12 protein-coding genes are annotated in these 12,744 nt (G+C 58.8%); 5 read left to right on the top strand and 7 right to left on the bottom strand.

Going from position 1 to position 12,744, the window contains the following annotated elements; translation table 11 throughout:
- Positions 1 to 33 precede the first annotated feature (33 nt).
- The 3 genes from rplQ to bfr all read left to right on the top strand — a co-directional run bounded on the left by rplQ (position 34) and on the right by bfr (position 2,731).
- Positions 34 to 420, top strand: a complete 387-nt coding sequence (rplQ, locus tag HV782_RS26080; RefSeq protein WP_003176402.1) for a 50S ribosomal protein L17 — start codon at positions 34 to 36, stop codon at positions 418 to 420.
- Positions 421 to 660: 240 nt separating this feature from the next.
- Positions 661 to 2,115 carry a catalase gene (locus tag HV782_RS26075; RefSeq protein ID WP_123463695.1) on the top strand — a complete coding sequence of 485 codons (1,455 nt, stop codon included), beginning with the start codon at positions 661 to 663 and terminating at the stop codon, positions 2,113 to 2,115.
- A 151-nt stretch (positions 2,116 to 2,266) separates the two neighbouring features.
- Positions 2,267 to 2,731 (top strand): bacterioferritin, encoded by a 465-nt coding sequence (gene bfr / locus HV782_RS26070; RefSeq protein WP_123463697.1) that lies wholly within the window; start codon positions 2,267 to 2,269, stop codon positions 2,729 to 2,731.
- A gap of 64 nt (positions 2,732 to 2,795) precedes the next feature.
- Here bfr and uvrA read toward each other — a convergent pair whose 3' ends face one another.
- Positions 2,796 to 5,630, bottom strand: coding sequence for an excinuclease ABC subunit UvrA (gene uvrA, locus HV782_RS26065; RefSeq protein WP_123463699.1), 2,835 nt, complete (start codon positions 5,628 to 5,630; stop codon positions 2,796 to 2,798).
- A 191-nt stretch (positions 5,631 to 5,821) separates the two neighbouring features.
- On the opposite strand from uvrA, the gene HV782_RS26060 reads away from it, so the two are divergent.
- Both HV782_RS26060 and HV782_RS26055 read left to right on the top strand, forming a co-directional pair.
- Positions 5,822 to 7,219 carry an MFS transporter gene (locus HV782_RS26060; protein ID WP_123463701.1) on the top strand — a complete coding sequence of 466 codons (1,398 nt, stop codon included), beginning with the start codon at positions 5,822 to 5,824 and terminating at the stop codon, positions 7,217 to 7,219.
- Between the two features lie 9 nt (positions 7,220 to 7,228).
- Positions 7,229 to 7,747 carry a single-stranded DNA-binding protein gene (locus HV782_RS26055; RefSeq protein ID WP_007966163.1) on the top strand — a complete coding sequence of 173 codons (519 nt, stop codon included), beginning with the start codon at positions 7,229 to 7,231 and terminating at the stop codon, positions 7,745 to 7,747.
- Positions 7,748 to 7,904: 157 nt separating this feature from the next.
- Here the strand turns inward: HV782_RS26055 and HV782_RS26050 are convergent, their stop codons facing one another.
- From HV782_RS26050 to HV782_RS26025, 6 genes are all read right to left on the bottom strand, one after another.
- On the bottom strand, positions 7,905 to 9,062 hold the full coding sequence (locus HV782_RS26050; RefSeq protein ID WP_186746082.1) for a glutathionylspermidine synthase family protein: 1,158 nt from the start codon (positions 9,060 to 9,062) through the stop codon (positions 7,905 to 7,907).
- A 2-nt stretch (positions 9,063 to 9,064) separates the two neighbouring features.
- Positions 9,065 to 9,751, bottom strand: a complete 687-nt coding sequence (locus HV782_RS26045; protein ID WP_128614740.1) for a DUF1190 domain-containing protein — start codon at positions 9,749 to 9,751, stop codon at positions 9,065 to 9,067.
- A 17-nt stretch (positions 9,752 to 9,768) separates the two neighbouring features.
- Positions 9,769 to 10,194, bottom strand: coding sequence for a DUF350 domain-containing protein (locus tag HV782_RS26040; protein ID WP_123463706.1), 426 nt, complete (start codon positions 10,192 to 10,194; stop codon positions 9,769 to 9,771).
- A gap of 15 nt (positions 10,195 to 10,209) precedes the next feature.
- Entirely contained in the window at positions 10,210 to 10,860 is a 651-nt protein-coding gene (locus HV782_RS26035) for a DUF2491 family protein (protein WP_123463708.1), read from the bottom strand.
- A 209-nt stretch (positions 10,861 to 11,069) separates the two neighbouring features.
- Entirely contained in the window at positions 11,070 to 11,768 is a 699-nt protein-coding gene (locus tag HV782_RS26030; protein WP_123463710.1) for a PspA/IM30 family protein, read from the bottom strand.
- A gap of 17 nt (positions 11,769 to 11,785) precedes the next feature.
- Entirely contained in the window at positions 11,786 to 12,454 is a 669-nt protein-coding gene (locus tag HV782_RS26025) for a YjfI family protein (RefSeq protein WP_123463712.1), read from the bottom strand.
- Between the last annotated feature and the right edge of the window lie 290 nt (positions 12,455 to 12,744).

Here is a 12,744-nt window from a genome sequence, read left to right as displayed (position 1 = left end):
TCACCGAACGTAGTGTTTGGTAAGGAATGAACCATGCGTCATCGTAAAAGTGGGCGTCACCTGAGCCGCACCAGCTCGCACCGCAAGGCCATGTTCCAAAACATGGCGGTGTCGCTGTTCGAGCACGAGCTGATCAAAACTACTCTGCCAAAAGCCAAAGAACTGCGCCGCGTTGCCGAGCCGCTGATCACTCTGGCCAAGACAGACAGCCTGGCTAACCGCCGTCTGGCTTTCGACCGTACTCGTTCGAAAGCTATAGTTGGTAAGCTCTTCAACGACCTGGGCAAGCGTTACGCTACCCGTGAGGGTGGCTACCTGCGCATCCTCAAGTGCGGTTTCCGCGCTGGCGACAACGCGCCTATGGCGTACGTCGAGTTGGTTGATCGTGCTACTGCTGGCGAAGCTGTATCCGCCGAGTAAGACGTCAGTCTGAAACGAAGAACCGGGCCTAGTGCCCGGTTTTTTGTGCCTGCAAGAAAATGAGCGGTTCGTACAAGCTTCCGACATTGTTCTGTTGTCACTATGTGCTGGGAAATATAATTAGTAATTATCTATTGATGCCTGCAAGTTAATGAATTTGTGGCTGTCACATGGATGATCAATACTTCCCGCCAAGCCGAGTAGCCGGCAGTTCCAAGACTGACAGAGGAAGAAGACCGTATGAGCCAGAACAAAACGCTTACGACCGCCAGTGGCGCACCTGTCGCTGATAACCAGAATTCTCGCTCCGCCGGCCCTAGAGGCCCGCTGCTGCTCGACGATTTTCATCTGATCGAGAAGCTTGCCCACTTCAACCGTGAAAACATTCCTGAGCGTCGGGTACACGCCAAAGGTTCGGGCGCTTACGGCACGTTCACCGTCACGCGTGACATCACCGAGTACACCAGCGCCAAGTTGTTTGAATCGGTAGGCAAACAAACCCCGACTTTCCTGCGATTCTCGACTGTCGGCGGCGAGCGCGGCTCGGCTGATACCGAGCGCGACCCTCGTGGCTTTGCGCTGAAGTTCTACACCGAAGAAGGCAACTGGGACATCGTCGGCAACAACACGCCGGTATTTTTCATCCGTGATCCGCTGAAATTTCCAGACTTTATCCACACCCAAAAACGTCTGCCGCAGAGCAACCTGAAAAGCGCGCAGATGATGTGGGATTTCTGGTCACATTCCCCGGAGGCGCTGCACCAGGTCACGATTCTGTTCTCTGACCGCGGCATTCCAGACGGTTATCGTCATATGCACGGCTTCGGCAGCCACACGTACAGCCTGATCAACGCTCAAGGCGAGCGTCACTGGGTGAAATGGCACTACAAAACCAAGCAAGGGATCAAGAACCTCGCCCCGGCAGACGCCGCACGCCTGGCCGGTACTGATCCGGACTACGCGCAGCGTGACCTGTTCGAAGCGATCGAGCGCGGCGAGTTCCCGAAATGGCGCGTATGCATCCAGATCATGACCGAGGCGCAGGCTGCAGCGCATTACGAGAACCCGTTCGACGTGACCAAGACCTGGTCGCAGAAGGAGTTCCCGCTGATCGAAGTCGGTGAGCTGGAGTTGAACCGCAACCCGCTCAACTATTTTGCTGAAGTGGAGCAAGCTGCGTTTGGGCCGAGCAATATGGTGCCGGGTGTCGGGCTGTCGCCGGATCGCATGCTGCAAGGCCGTGTCTTCGCCTACGCTGATGCCCATCGCTACCGTGTTGGCACCAATCACCAGCAATTGCCGGTAAACGCGCCACGTAGCCCGGTCAACACTTACCAGCGTGATGGCTCAATGGCCTTTGGCAGCAATGGTGGAGCAGCGCCCAACTATGAGCCGAACAGCTACATCGAATCGCCAAAACAGGCACCACGCTATGCGGAGCCGGCATTGGCTTTGAGTGGTGCTGCCGATCGCTACGATCATCGCGAAGACACCGATTACTACAGCCACGCCGGTGCGTTGTTCCGACTGATGAGTGACGAGCAAAAGGCCTTGTTGGTCAGCAATATCGCCGGCGCCATGAGCGGTGTTACACCCGATGTGGTTGACCGCCAACTGCAGCATTTCTACAAAGCCGATCCAGCGTATGGAGAAGCAATCGCAAAGCTGCTGGATGTACAGCTTAACGAAGTCTAAACGAGAAGCAGAACCGCCCTCATTGAGGGCGGTTTTTGCGTTATTTAGGCTGCTTTTCTCAGAATTTCTTCACTTTTATTGCGCGGAAAGAGTGACCTTCCAGTCGGCTTGGTTCAAACTACAGACCTTTCATGTAGGGAGATGTAGGGCGATGCAAGGCCACCCAGACGTTATCGATTACCTCAACACGTTGCTGACCGGCGAGCTGGCCGCGCGTGACCAATATTTTGTTCACTCGCGCATGTATGAGGACTGGGGTTTCACCAAGCTCTACGAACGAATCAATCACGAGATGGAAGAAGAAGCGGGTCACGCTGACGCGCTGATGCGCCGGATTCTGATGCTCGAAGGCACGCCGCGCATGCGTCCGGATGATCTGGATGTCGGCAGCACCGTGCCGGAGATGCTCGAAGCCGATCTGCGTCTCGAGTACAAAGTCCGTGCCGCACTGTGCAAAGGCATTGAGTTGTGCGAACAGCACAAAGACTACGTCAGCCGCGAGATCCTGCGGGTTCAGCTCAACGATACCGAAGAAGATCACACCTACTGGCTGGAAAAGCAGTTGGGCCTGATCAAGCTGATTGGTCTCGAGAACTACCTGCAATCTCACACCTGATTGCCCTTATACAAAAAAGCCCCTGTCACTGTTGCGGTGACAGGGGCTTTTTCATGCCCGGCGTTTAAGCGCGATCGCGAATCAGCAACGGCTTGAGGTAATGCCCCGTGTGAGATTGTTTCATCTCGGCCACTTGTTCCGGGGTGCCGGTGGCGATGATCTGTCCACCTTTGGAGCCACCCTCCGGCCCGAGGTCGACCAGCCAGTCGGCGGTCTTGATCACGTCGAGGTTGTGTTCGATCACCACGACGGTGTTGCCGTGGTCGCGCAAGCGGTGCAGTACGTCGAGCAATTGCTGGATATCCGCGAAGTGCAGGCCGGTGGTCGGCTCATCGAGGATATACAAGGTCTTGCCGGTATCGCGCTTGGACAGCTCGCGTGACAGCTTGACCCGCTGCGCTTCACCGCCCGACAGCGTTGTCGCCGACTGCCCGAGCTTGATGTACGACAGGCCGACATCCATCAGCGTCTGCAGCTTGCGCGCCAGCGCGGGTACCGCGTCGAAGAATTCCCGAGCTTCCTCGATGGTCATTTCGAGCGTTTCGTGGATGCTCTTGCCCTTGTATTTGATCTCAAGGGTTTCGCGGTTGTAGCGCTTGCTCTTGCACACGTCGCACGGCACGTAGATGTCCGGCAGGAAGTGCATTTCCACCTTGATCAGGCCATCGCCCTGGCACGCTTCACAGCGCCCGCCCTTGACGTTGAACGAGAAACGCCCCGGACCATAGCCACGGGAGCGCGACTCGGGCACGCCGGCGAACAGTTCGCGGATCGGAGTGAACAGGCCGGTGTAGGTTGCCGGGTTGGAACGCGGCGTACGACCGATCGGGCTCTGGTCGATATCGACCACCTTGTCGAGATGTTCCAGGCCTTTGATGCTGTCGTGCGCGGCAGCTTCCAGCGTGGTCGCACCATTGAGTGCTGTGGCGCTCAGCGGGAACAGCGTGTTGTTGATCAGGGTTGATTTGCCCGAGCCGGACACACCGGTCACACACGTCAGCAGACCAATCGGGATTTCCAGGTCGACGTTGCGCAGGTTGTTGCCGCGCGCGCCCTTGAGCGACAGGGTCAGTTTCTTGTTGCGCGGTGTGCGTTTGGCGGGCACTTCGATCTTCACTCGTCCGGACAGGTACTTGCCGGTCAGGGAGTCAGGATGCGCCATGACTTCGGCTGGCGTACCTTCGGCGACGATCTGCCCACCATGCACGCCGGCACCCGGGCCGATATCCACGACATAGTCAGCCAGACGAATGGCGTCTTCGTCGTGCTCGACCACAATCACCGTGTTGCCGATATCGCGCAGGTGCTTGAGGGTGCCGAGCAAGCGATCATTGTCGCGCTGGTGCAGGCCGATGGAAGGCTCGTCGAGGATGTACAGCACCCCGACCAGACCGGCACCGATCTGGCTGGCCAGACGAATCCGCTGTGCCTCACCGCCGGACAGGGTGTCCGCACTGCGATCGAGCGACAGGTAGTCAAGGCCGACGTTGACCAGAAACTGCAGACGCTCGCGAATCTCCTTGAGAATCTTGTCGGCAATTTCGCCGCGGCGGCCGGTCATCTTCAGCTCGCCGAAATACTCGCACGCATCGCCGATCGGCAGATTGGTCACCGCCGGCAGGGTTTTCTCACCTACCCATACGTGCCGCGCCTCACGGCGCAGGCGAGTGCCACGGCAGTCCGGGCAAGCCTGGGTGCTGAGGAACTTGGCCAGTTCTTCACGCACGCTGGCCGACTCGGTCTCGCGGTAGCGGCGCTCGAGGTTCGGCACGATGCCTTCGAACGGGTGCGAGCGTTTGACGATATCGCCGCGGTCGTTCAGGTATTTGAAATCGACGTTTTGCGAACCGCTGCCGTGCAGGATGAATTTCTGCTGGTCGGCCGGCAGTTCGTTGAACGGTACTTCCAGACTGAAGCCATAGTGCGAGGCCAGTGACCCGAGCATCTGGAAGTAATAGACGTTGCGCCGGTCCCAGCCGCGGATCGCCCCTTCGGCCAGTGTCAGGTCGCCGTTGACCAGACGTTTGATGTCGAAGAATTGCTTAACGCCCAGACCGTCACAGGTCGGGCAGGCGCCGGCCGGGTTATTGAAGGAGAACAGCTTGGGTTCCAGTTCGCTGATCGCATGGCCGCAGATCGGGCAGGCAAAGCGTGCGGAGAAGATCATCTCTTCGCCCGGCTCGTCGTCCATCGGCGCGACCAGAGCAATGCCGTCGGCCAGTTTCAGCGCGGTCTCGAATGACTCGGCCAGACGTTGCTGCAGGTCGGCGCGGACCTTGAAGCGGTCGACGATCACGTCGATTGAGTGCTTCTTCTGCTTGTCCAGTTTCGGCAGTTCATCAAGCTCGCAAATGCGGCCGTTGACCCGCGCGCGGACGAAGCCCTGCGCGCGCAATTCCTCGAACACCGACAAGTGCTCGCCCTTGCGTTCGCGGATCACCGGCGCCAGCAACATCAGTTTGCTGCCTTCCGGTTGGGCCAGCACCAGGTCGACCATCTGGCTGACGGTCTGTGCTTCCAGCGGAATATCGTGATCGGGGCAGCGCGGCGTACCGACGCGTGCATACAGCAGACGCAGGTAGTCGTAGATTTCGGTGATGGTGCCGACCGTAGAGCGCGGGTTGTGCGAGGTCGACTTCTGTTCGATGGAGATCGCCGGCGACAGGCCTTCGATGGTATCGACGTCGGGTTTTTCCATCATCGACAGGAACTGACGGGCGTAGGCCGACAGCGATTCGACATAACGGCGCTGACCTTCGGCGTACAGCGTGTCGAAGGCCAGAGACGATTTGCCGGATCCGGACAGGCCGGTGATGACGATCAGTTTGTCCCGTGGCAGGGTCAGGTCGATGTTCTTCAGGTTGTGGGTACGGGCCCCACGTATCAGGATCTTGTCCAAAGTGGCCTCGCTCGGCGGGCGTCGAAAACGTAGGAGTATACGGGCAAATACTGGATGGATGCACACTATCAAGCGAAGCGTTTTTTGCTCTACATGAAGAGAGTTTCATCTATACGTGGCAAAGCGTCGCGATATACCCCGTCTTTCGATGGGACTGGTAGAATCGCCGCCGGTTCACACGAGGTTTTTCCATGCACGATCCCCACAGCGAACGCATGAGTGGTAGCGAGACCCGCGCGGCGAGCGGTCTGGCCCTGGTGTTCGCCTTCCGTATGCTTGGCATGTTCATGGTGTTGCCGGTCCTGGCGACCTATGGCATGGATCTGGCGGGCGCGACCCCGGCCTTGATCGGGCTGGCCATCGGCGCTTACGGCCTGACCCAGGCGATTTTCCAGATTCCGTTCGGGATCATTTCCGACCGTATTGGCCGGCGCCCCGTCATTTACCTGGGCTTGATCGTCTTCGCCCTTGGCAGTGTGCTGGCCTCGCAGGCGGATTCGATCTGGGGCGTGATCGCCGGTCGCATCCTGCAAGGCGCCGGGGCGATTTCCGCGGCGGTCATGGCTTTGCTCTCCGATCTCACTCGCGAACAGCACCGCACCAAGGCGATGGCCATGATCGGCATGACCATCGGTCTGTCGTTTGCCGTGGCCATGGTCGTCGGGCCGTTGTTGACCCGGGCTTTCGGGCTCTCGGGCTTGTTCCTCGCCACCGGGGCGATGGCCCTGATTGGTATCGCCATCATCCTGTTCGTGGTGCCGAAGTCCACCGGGCCATTGCAGCATCGTGAGTCCGGCGTTGCGCGGCAGGCGTTGATGCCGACGCTCAAGCATCCGGATCTGCTGCGCCTGGATCTGGGCATCTTTGTGTTACATGCCATGTTGATGTCGAGCTTCGTGGCCTTGCCGCTGGCGCTGGTGGAAAAGGCCGGTTTGCCCAAGGAACAGCACTGGTGGGTCTACCTCACCGCGTTGTTGATTTCGTTCTTCGCCATGATCCCGTTCATCATCTATGGCGAGAAGAAACGCAAAATGAAACGAGTTTTGCTCGGCGCCGTCATGACGCTGATGCTCACTGAGCTATTCTTCTGGCAGTTCGGTGACAGCTTGCGGGCGCTGGTGATCGGCACGGTGGTGTTTTTCACCGCGTTCAATCTGCTGGAGGCCTCATTGCCGTCGCTGATCAGCAAGGTTTCACCGGCGGGCGGGAAGGGCACGGCGATGGGCGTGTATTCCACCAGCCAATTCCTGGGTTCGGCACTCGGCGGGATACTTGGCGGCTGGCTGTTTCAGCATGGCGGTCTGTCGGTTGTGTTCCTTGGATGTGCCGGTCTGGCTGCCATCTGGCTGGCCTTTGCTGTTACCATGCGCGAACCTCCCTACGTGACGAGTCTGCGCTTGCCGTTGTCGCCCGAGGCGATCCGTGAAGCGGGTCTGGTCGAGCGCCTCAAGGCCCTCGTAGGGGTAACAGATGCAGTGATAGTCGCTGACGAAGCGGCTGTTTACATCAAACTGGACAAAGAATTAGTGGATCGCGACACCCTCGAACGCCTGGTGAACAACCCGGCCGGGGCTGCTTGCGAAGCCTAGGAGAACGTTATGGCCCGTGGGGTTAACAAAGTCATATTGGTCGGCACTTGCGGCCAGGATCCCGAAGTTCGCTACCTGCCTAACGGTAACGCCGTGACCAACCTGAGTCTGGCAACCAGCGAACAGTGGACCGACAAGCAAACCGGTCAGAAGGTCGAGAAGACCGAATGGCACCGTGTGTCGATGTTCGGCAAGGTTGCCGAGATCGCCGGCGAATACCTGCGCAAGGGTTCGCAGGTCTACATCGAAGGCAAGCTGCAGACCCGCGAGTGGGAAAAAGACGGTATCAAGCGTTACACCACCGAAATCGTGGTCGACATGCAAGGCACCATGCAACTGCTCGGCGGCCGTCCACAACAGGGCGACCAACAAGGCGGTGGCAACAACTACCAGCAGCAGGCTCCGCGTCAGCAGGCGCCACGCCCGCAGCAGTCGGCTCCACAACAGCGCCCGGCCCCGGCTCCACAGCAGGCCGCACCGCAACCGGCTCCGGATTTCGACAGCTTTGATGACGATATTCCGTTCTGATTGGTTGCTGCATCCGCGTTAAATAAAAAGGCCCGTCGCAACAAGCGACGGGCCTTTTTTGTGGGAGCGAGCCTGCTCGCGAAGGCGTCGGGTCAGTCAAAACATTTATTGAATGACAGTCGGTTATCGCGAGCAGGCTCGCACAGGTTGTTCGTTTTCAGTCGAGGATCAAGTGGGGCAGAAACCGGCTGGAGTCTTTCGTAATGAGGCTGTTGTCTTCGCGCACTCCAATCCCCGCCGCCTGGTCGCCAATCACCCACGAGCCGATCAGGGTGTAGCTGTCATCGAACTTCGGTAACGGCGCAAACGCCTGCAGGATAAACGGCGCATCGGTGTAAGGCCCGTCCTCTTTGAGGATCAGACCTTCCGCCGTTTGCAGTTCGATGTTGGCGCCTTCGCGGGAGAAGTACGGTTTGCGCACCCAGCCTTTCGGCACCGCACTGGCTGGATTTGGATCAAGGTGCGCCGCGAGCAGGTTCGGGTGCCCCTTATGCAGCTCCCACAGCAATGGCAACGCGCCCTTGTTCGACAGGATCGACTTCCATGCGGGTTCGAAGAACTGCGTGTCGCACTCGGCAATCGCTGGCCCAAACGGTTCGTGGAAGATGAACTCCCAGGCATGGAGCTTGAACAGGTGCGGGATCCAGCGATCCTGCAGATCAACGAAGCGGCCTTCGGCTGTCAGGCCGATGTCTTCGATGTCGATGTGCCGCGACTCGATACCGACTTTTTCTGCAATCAGGCGCAGATAGTCGGTGGTGCCGCGGTCTTCGACGGAATCTTTCATCGAGGCGAAGTAGAACGGCCGCTTGAGCTGCAACTCGGAAAACGCCTGATGCAGTTTGGTATCAATGCTGTTGAACTGGTCGGCATGGCGCGGCAGCATCCCGCGCTCGATGCATTGTTCCAGCCAGCCCCACTGAAACGCCGCCGCTTCATAGAGGCTGGTCGGTGTGTCGTAGTTGAGCTCCAGCAGTTTCGCCGGGCCGTTGCCGCTGTAGGAAAAGTCCATGCGTCCGTACAGATGCGGATGACCTTCCAGCCAGGATGTTCGGATCATGTCGTAGTACGAAACCGGAATACTCAGACGATCCAGCAGTTCTTCGCTGCGCACCACGCGATCGACCAGATCCATGCACATCTCGTGGAGTTCGGTGGTCGGGTCCTCCAGATCGTTTTCGATCTGCGCGAGCGTGAACTGGTAGTAAGCGCTTTCGTCCCAGTACGGCTCGTCGTCGATGGTGTGGAACAGAAAACCGAGCTCTTCGGCGGTCTGTTGCCAGTCGGGGCGCTCGGCGCAGTGGATCTTCTTCATGGTCAGCTGCTCGAACTGCCCCAGCCGCCCCAACCGCTGCGCGCCGAAGACTGACTGCCGAAGCCGCCGCGGGAGGTCGAGGAAGCGACATTTACCGATTTGCTTCGAGTGCTGTCGTAGCTGCTGGTGTCGTTACGACTCGTCGGTGCCGACTCGATTTTGCGGTATTGCGTCGAGGTGGTGTAGGTCTGGCGGTCATCGTCGCGATCTCGATATACCGTACGGTTCGCGTTGTTGCTCATCGCGTTGCCGATCAGCCAGCCACTCAGCCAGCCATTGCCCCCGCCCCCGGAAGAGTGGGACGTGCTTTGCACATGCTGTGCAGCCGCGGCTTCACCCGCGGGCATTTGCGCATTGGCCACAGCGTCGAGATTCTGCGGTGCCTCACCGTTTTGCGGCACCTTGAACCCGCCGAGTTTCGGTACAAAGCGGCCAGCGGAGTTTTTTTGACACCAGTCCGCGGCGAAATCTGCATCGCACTGGGCCTTGTCGTCGTAGGCCGGTGCAATGCGCCGGTGCTCGGTCAGCGCCGCGACGTAGGCGTTGGTGCAGACATCGGCGGCCACTTCGGCGCCGACGCACTCCTCGACAGATTGAAAGCGTTGCGTGTCCTGCGCGGCCACCTCGCCGGAAATCGCCAGCGCCACTGAAGCGGCGAGGGACAGTTGAACGTACTTGCTGCGTTTCATCGAAGGCTTCCTGCCGATCAGTTGGACGGGGTCATGCATGCGGCGTTGAGCATGCCGACGCTGATGGCCACTGCGGCCACGTAGATGCCCGAGGCGATTTCACCGTTGGCGATGCGCTGGGACGTGCCCTTGAGCACCAGACCGGTTGCCAGGAATGCCAGCAGTTGCACCACGGCCGCAATCACCGCCCAGAGTACGAAGTCGAGGACGTTGACCGAGTGGGAGATGATGTTGCTTGCCGGAATCGCGAACCCGATGATTGCACCGGCCAGGGCGATGGCCGCAGCACTGTTGCCGGCGCGAATCAGCTCGAACTCTTTGTGCGGGGTGATGCGGGTGTAGATGAATTGAAACAGCATGAACAGCAGCACGGCGCCGATCAGGTAGACAGCGAAACCGGTCAACGCGGTCTTGTTCAGGGAAACGGCCAGCACTTCCAGCATGAAAAACTTCCTTATTTAAATGGTGCTCAGGTCAGTCGTGTACAGCGAGATGCCCAGTGAGGTGCTCAGGCTGACGGTGCCTTCTTCGTCTTGTTCGACGGAGAACAGCAGCAGTTCGCGGCGATCGGTCAGGCCGGTGTCGCGCGCGTAAAGCATCGAGTGATGGTTGATGGTGTAGCTCTCGTCCGGATTGACCACGTGTTCGGTCATCGGCACCAGTTCGGTCTGGCCTTGTTCGGTGCCCCATTCGCGGAGGTATTCGACACCCTGATGGCTGTAGGCCGGCAGACCGATCAGGCTGTTGGGGCCGGCCAGGCGCTGCAGTTCGGCGTCACTGTTCACGGTCACGTAGCTGAGGTAGTTGAACAGGGTGACCGATTCGACCTGGTCATCACCGGTGACGTGGATCTGTACCCAGAAATCCTCGTCGTTCATGTAATAGCGGTGCAGTTTGTTGGACTGGCCGAGGTCCACCCAGCCTGCGCTCCAGATCGCCTGATCGAAAGGCACCCGAACTGACGTCGAACCGTCGAGCAGCAGCGCCAGGGTCGAATCGAACCGGACGCCTTTGCCCTGAGCCATCCCGAGTGGGCCGCTGGCGGCGGTCGAGGTTGGCGCAGCGGCCTGCCAGTTGCTGGTGCCCAGCAAATCTTTAAACCATCCCATGGGTACGTTCCTTGAGGCGGGTGGAGGTGTTCGTCGTAAAAAGCGCCGCTAGTGTACCGGGCCGGGCGGCGAACGAGCAGTGACATTTGCACTGCACAAACCATGCGGGAGCGGGCTTGCTCGCGAAGAGGGAATGTCATTCAACAGGGATGTCGTTTGACACTGCGTCTTCGCGAGCAAGCCCGCTCCCACCGGTTTTGTTTATGGGTTTACTGAGCGGACTTCTGCTTCAGGCGCTCGAGGATCGCATTGGCGCTGCCTTCGTTCGGCGTGATGCCGGCGTCGCGCAGTTTGCGTTCCAGATCGTTGCCGGTCGAAGCGTCGGCCAGTTCGTCCGCTGCGCTCAACTCGGCCGCGCGTTGCTGCTGCTTGGCTTGCAGGCGGTTCAGGGTGCCGACGGCCGTTTCCAGTTTGCCGTTGGCGCCGCCGCTGGCGATGGATGCGCTGACCTGGGCTTTCTGCACGCTGTCGCGGGCCTTGGCCATGTCCACTTGCTGGCGCAGGCTCTTGATTCGCGCTTCGGCCTTGTTGATGTCCTTGCGCATGTTTTCGGCGTAGGTGCCGAATTCGTCGCTGAGCTTTTTCTCGGCGGTGAGGTCATTGGTCAGGGTCGAAATCGCTTCGGCCACTTCCATGGCGAGGTCTTCACGGCCAGCGTTCAGGGCCGAGACCGCCTTGGCTTCCAGGTCCTTGATCTTGGCGTCGTACTCGCTCACGCGGTCGGCTGCCAGTTTGTGCTTGGCCATGATGGTGACCAGTTCGCGACGGGCGTTGGACAGCGCGGTGTCGGCGTCGCGGATTTCCTGGTCGAGGATGCGCAGGGCCTGTTGATCGACGATCGCTTCGCCGACTTCATTGGCGCCGCCGCGCAGTGCGGTGAACAACTTGCTCCAGATGGACTGAGTCATTGGATATTCCCTGTTGATTACTTGAAGAAGTGTTCGAAGGCTTCGCTCGCGCGCTGCACGTTGTCGACCAGGGTTTTCACCTCGGTGACGACGTTGGTCAGGCTCGAGTCGGCGCTGAGGGCGCCAAACATGTTGTAAACGGTCTGCCCGTTCGGCATCGACTCGATACCGATCGACGACAGCGGGAACATTTCCCGGCTACGCAGCACGGCATCGTTGAAGGCGCGCACGTCAGTGATCGAATCGCTGTCCACCAGCACGGTGTCGACGATGATCTGTGCACCGGCCAGGGCGATGTGAATCGGCAGACCGCCGAATTCGTTCATTTCCAGCTTGATGCTGGGTTCGGAGCTCTGGATCAGAGACAGTGTGATCTCGTGCGAAGCCACCTCATCCAGCGCCTTGAGGGCGTTGAAGAGGCTATCAATGTTCCAGTTGTTGCCTGCGCTCATGTAATTCTCCGACATGAATGAGCCAGCCAGAATCGGTTGGCGTAGCTGTTGCTCCATTTGCTTGAGCAAGCTTCGGTTTTCCGGAAGCACCCAAGTTTCGTGTTTCACATAACCGGCGGCAGCCAGGCCCGCACGCATCTGCTTCATGTAGAAGCTCGACGGCTTTTTCGCGGACGGTTTCGAGCGCTCTCCCTTTGGGCTCTCTGACGCAACAGTGGGGGAGCGGCTTTTCATGGCGATGACTCCGTTATGAACATCTCACGCGTGAGCCACACTACAACCAATTCAAAGTGCCATCAATGGCTCACGCGTGAGATTTTTTCGAAGCATCGAAAAAGTCCTGACGTACCGTGCACGTCAGTGTTTTTGCCGTGCGGAACACATCGCCTGGTGGTATCTGAAATGTTGTGTCAGCTCGTCAAAATTATTTGGGATTTTAGTAATTGTTTTTTGTTGTTTAAATTTTAGTGAATATTCCTACATTGTTTTTTCTGGTTTCTGTAAGAACTAAAACTTGCGTGCAG

The sequence above is a fragment of the Pseudomonas monsensis genome, from assembly GCF_014268495.2.
In the GTDB taxonomy this organism is placed as follows: Bacteria; Pseudomonadota; Gammaproteobacteria; order Pseudomonadales; family Pseudomonadaceae; genus Aquipseudomonas; species Aquipseudomonas monsensis.
Note: the sequence above shows the minus strand (reverse complement) of the source record. Positions and strands in the feature narration are given on the sequence as shown.

Bases quoted from the DNA above. Each gene is read 5' to 3' on its own strand.
- rplQ (WP_003176402.1), top strand. From the start codon at position 34: ATGCGTCATCGTAAAAGTGGGCGTCACCTGAGCCGCACCAGCTCGCAC.
- HV782_RS26075 (WP_123463695.1), top strand. From the start codon at position 661: ATGAGCCAGAACAAAACGCTTACGACCGCCAGTGGCGCACCTGTCGCT.
- bfr (WP_123463697.1), top strand. From the start codon at position 2,267: ATGCAAGGCCACCCAGACGTTATCGATTACCTCAACACGTTGCTGACC.
- HV782_RS26060 (WP_123463701.1), top strand. From the start codon at position 5,822: ATGCACGATCCCCACAGCGAACGCATGAGTGGTAGCGAGACCCGCGCG.
- HV782_RS26055 (WP_007966163.1), top strand. From the start codon at position 7,229: ATGGCCCGTGGGGTTAACAAAGTCATATTGGTCGGCACTTGCGGCCAG.
- HV782_RS26050 (WP_186746082.1), bottom strand. From the start codon at position 9,062: ATGAAGAAGATCCACTGCGCCGAGCGCCCCGACTGGCAACAGACCGCC.
- HV782_RS26045 (WP_128614740.1), bottom strand. From the start codon at position 9,751: ATGAAACGCAGCAAGTACGTTCAACTGTCCCTCGCCGCTTCAGTGGCG.
- HV782_RS26040 (WP_123463706.1), bottom strand. From the start codon at position 10,194: ATGCTGGAAGTGCTGGCCGTTTCCCTGAACAAGACCGCGTTGACCGGT.
- HV782_RS26035 (WP_123463708.1), bottom strand. From the start codon at position 10,860: ATGGGATGGTTTAAAGATTTGCTGGGCACCAGCAACTGGCAGGCCGCT.
- HV782_RS26030 (WP_123463710.1), bottom strand. From the start codon at position 11,768: ATGACTCAGTCCATCTGGAGCAAGTTGTTCACCGCACTGCGCGGCGGC.
- HV782_RS26025 (WP_123463712.1), bottom strand. From the start codon at position 12,454: ATGAAAAGCCGCTCCCCCACTGTTGCGTCAGAGAGCCCAAAGGGAGAG.